The organism is Pseudomonas sp. 22515, assembly GCF_052044625.1.
Classification (GTDB): domain Bacteria; phylum Pseudomonadota; class Gammaproteobacteria; order Pseudomonadales; family Pseudomonadaceae; genus Aquipseudomonas; species Aquipseudomonas alloputida.
In genome coordinates this window covers 1-3,548 of sequence record NZ_JBQENN010000066.1, presented here as the reverse complement: position 1 = coordinate 3,548, position 3,548 = coordinate 1, and the positions used below count along the sequence as shown (strand labels likewise).

Annotated in this window: 3 protein-coding genes and 1 pseudogene; all 4 read left to right on the top strand. The window is 53.6% G+C overall.

Annotation, left to right across the window (positions count from 1 at the left end):
• Window positions 1–2,046 (top strand): RHS repeat-associated core domain-containing protein (locus ACTJJN_RS26930; protein WP_440781793.1); only part of this gene is annotated, 2,046 nt, incomplete at its 5' end.
• Window positions 2,040–2,588, top strand: a complete 549-nt coding sequence (locus ACTJJN_RS26925; RefSeq protein ID WP_190869279.1) for a hypothetical protein — start codon at window positions 2,040–2,042, stop codon at window positions 2,586–2,588. The genes ACTJJN_RS26930 and ACTJJN_RS26925, both read left to right, overlap by 7 nt.
• A gap of 32 nt (window positions 2,589–2,620) precedes the next feature.
• The gene (locus tag ACTJJN_RS26920; RefSeq protein WP_190869278.1) at window positions 2,621–2,929 is read left to right on the top strand and encodes a hypothetical protein; all 309 of its coding nucleotides are present in this window, start codon (window positions 2,621–2,623) and stop codon (window positions 2,927–2,929) included.
• A 6-nt stretch (window positions 2,930–2,935) separates the two neighbouring features.
• A pseudogene (locus ACTJJN_RS26915) lies at window positions 2,936–3,548 on the top strand (type IV secretion protein Rhs); the annotation flags it as partial.

The following is a 3,548-nucleotide window of genomic DNA, read 5'->3' as shown; positions in this document are numbered from 1 at the left end:
GGCCTGCCGAGCAGCCGCCAGGATGCCAAGGGCCAGCGGGTTCGCTACGAGTACGACAAGGCCATTCGCCTGACCGCGCTGGTCAACGAGAACAACGCCACGTACAGCTTTGCCTACGACGCTTCGGACCGGCTGAGCGAAGAAGTGCGGGTGGATAACCTGACCCGGCGTTTCAGCTACGACGTCGGTGGCCATCTCACACGACTGGATGAGATTGGCTATGGCGAAAATGCCGAGCGGCCCGAGCGCCATACGCTGTTCGAGCGTGATGCCATTGGCCGTTTGGTCGCCAAGATCAACCGTGATGCGAGCCAGACATTCGCATACGACGACGGTGACCGGTTGCTGAGCATCGAGCGGCAACCGAGCGGGATCGGCAAGCAGCTTGGGATCACGGAAGAAAAGCTTGAGTACGCCTACGATCTGCTCGGTCGGCTGACGAAAGAAATCACCTCCGCCGGAACGCTTGGCTACGAGTACGACCCACTCAGCAACCTGACCACGCTGACCCTGCCGGATGGGCGCAAGGTCAATCACCTGTATTACGGCAGTGGCCACCTGCACCAGCTGAACCTGGATGGTCAGGTGATCAGCGACATGGAGCGCGATGACCTGCACCGCGAGGTGTACCGGACCCAGGGCAAGCTCACCAGTTGCTTCGGTTACGACGCCATGGGGCGCAAGGCCTGGCAGTTTGCCTCGACCTTGCCGGCCTACAAGCTCTCGCAAGTGCACAACACCGGTGTGAATACCTCGTTGCTGGTGGAGCACGCCTACAACCCGATCCACCGCCGTTATCAGTACGACCCGGCCGGTGAACTGGTGCGTACCCTCGACAAGCTACGCGGCGAGATTAAGTACGAGTACGAAGCCAACGGCCAGTTGCGCAGCCGTGATACGGGCTCGCTGGTGGGCAGCGAGGAGTTCCGCTACGACCCGGCAGCCAACCGCCTGGACTTCAATGCGCGGCAGTTCGACAAGGTCAAGGACAACCGGATCAAACAGTGGCGGGATCAGGAGTATCGCTACGACCCGTGGGGCAATCTGGTCGAGAAACGCTCGGGGCACAGCAAGCTGCAGCACTTCGCCTATGACTGTGAGAACCGGCTGGTTAAAGCTGAAACGTATGTCGGTGACAGACTGGAGAGCACCGGGCAGTACCGGTATGACAGCCTGGGACGGCGGGTGGCCAAGCAGGCTGAAATCAATGGCGAGGTCGAGCAGAAGCGCTTTCTCTGGCAAGGCTTGCGAATGCTGCGTGAGGAGACGCCTGGGCAGAGCATCCTGTACCTGTACGAGCCGGGTAGCTATGCACCGTTAGCGCGGGTTGATCAGGTTGAAGGGGAAGGGCAGAAGGTCTATTACTTCCATACGGATCAGATTGGTACGCCGTTGGAGCTGACGGACAGTGACGGCAAAATCGTTTGGCAGGCGACATATCGTTCGTGGGGGGCGTTAGAGCAACTGGTTATCGGTGAGGTCGAGCAGAACCTTCGGTTCCAAGGCCAATACTATGATTTTGAAACGGGACTTTACTATAATACTTTCAGATATTATGAGTCCTGCGTAGGGAGATATATTACTCATGATCCGATAGGTCTCTTGGGTAGATTGAATCTCTATCAATATGGTGTAAACCCAACTGGCTGGCTGGATCCGCTTGGTTGGGCAGGTAATCCTGCTAATGCAACTCATATAACTTATGAAGGTATCAAAAATGGTAAGCCATATATTGGTTATGCCAGCAAGCCAGGACTGGGGCATTCGGCGGAAGATGTGTTACGGTATAGATACCCAAATACATCAGGCTTCGATCAAGCCCCTAAACCGATATTTGTTGGTGACGGCCAATCTGGCAAAAATATTGCTAGGGGGCTGGAGCAGCGGGTTTTCGAAGATCGCGGTGGGCTTGCGAAAACTTCGAACTTACAGAATCCAGTCGGAGCCAAAAATCCCAACGCGGCCACGTACCTCGCAGCCGCAGATGAATATAGAGCAAAAACCAACGCGGCTAAAGTGATGAAAACAGGAGCTTCTGGATGTTGAAAAGTGTGAAGTGGGTTGAAGATTCGGTTTTGGTCGTAAAGTTAGATGATGCTCTCTTTACTCTAGCCCAAATGAGAGTTAATGGCTTGATGGAGTTCTTTGATGTGTTCAGCGTTAATGATGATTGGCGAGGTTGCGATCTGAATAATGCTAACTTGCTATTTTGTATTTTTGTTGCAGAGAAGCGACTAAAGTCTTTATTTGTGAGAGTTCTTGCAAAAGACGAGGTTGTTGTGAATCATCGCCCCATTAACAGGCAAATGCTTTCTTTTGAATGGGTTGCCGAGGATACCTATACTGCCAATCTTATCGAGTTGACTGATCGATACTCAAGCTTTGGGGCGCGGGTGATTAAGTCGGATCTCTCTGTTAGCGCTGATTTGGACATTATTAATTCGCATGAACTGTGTGGTGTCTTTGGTGAGCCGGACAAGCTGAAAGCAAGACTTAAATTCTTTCATGATACAGGTATTAATTGGGATGAGCAAAAAAAAATTATATATCCAAGCTTAGAGCGCCCTAAAAATTTCCCCGCAAATTAGCATACGCTATATGAGCAGATTGGAACTCGAATATGGGGCGTGCAAAGGCGGATATTTTTTTTGAGCAATTGCAGTTTTTGGAAGGTGATGCAGATTGCTTGACTGTTTTGCTGCCTATATTGAATCAGTTGGCGGCCGATTTGGTTGAAGCCCCTTGCTCTCAATATGGTATGGCAATGCTCCCGCTGTTTAGGAGGTGTATGCTTGGTATTAATGCGTTGGCACTTCCAATTGAAACAGCTGAAAGAGATTCCTTGTTGGACGTTCTGTATAGGCTTGGAGAGCTTGTAGGGATATCAAGAGAAAGCTTTTACCTTGAGGCATGGCGAGGAGATTGGTAGAGTTGAGTGTTTTTTGTATATTGCTGTGGTTCTGGCTCTTTTAAAAATAAAGAAACACTGACCGACATCAGCGCCACCGGCGGCACCCGCGTGCACCTGCACTACGACAACCCGCTGGGTCGCCTGACCGACATCAAGCGCGTGGTGAACAACGAAGCGGTGGAAACGCTTACCCAGTACCGCTACGACGAACACGGCCAGCTAAGCGCGGTGATCAACCGCAACGGCGACACCGTGCGCAGCTTCAGCTACGCCGACGGCCTGATGGTGACCCACAGCAACGCGCTGGGGCTGGGCTGCCACTACCGTTGGCAAACCCTGGGCGACAAGCCACGTGTGGTCGAGCACTGGACCAGCGACGGCGAGCACTACCACTTCCGCTACGACCTCGATAGCCGCACCAGCTGGGCCACCGACGTACTTGGCCGCGAGCTGGAAGTGCAGTACAACGCCGACCACCGCGTGGTCGCCAGCCGCGATTATGGCGGGGAGCGTTACGCCATCGAGCTGGACGAACACGGCAATATGGTTGGCCTGACCTTGCCGGACGGTAACCGCCTGCAATTCAAGTACGACGAATTCTCCCGCTTGCTCGAAGAGACCGACCCGCTGGGCCGCA

Bases quoted from the DNA above. Each gene is read 5' to 3' on its own strand.
- ACTJJN_RS26925 (WP_190869279.1), top strand. From the start codon at position 2,040: ATGTTGAAAAGTGTGAAGTGGGTTGAAGATTCGGTTTTGGTCGTAAAG.
- ACTJJN_RS26920 (WP_190869278.1), top strand. From the start codon at position 2,621: ATGGGGCGTGCAAAGGCGGATATTTTTTTTGAGCAATTGCAGTTTTTG.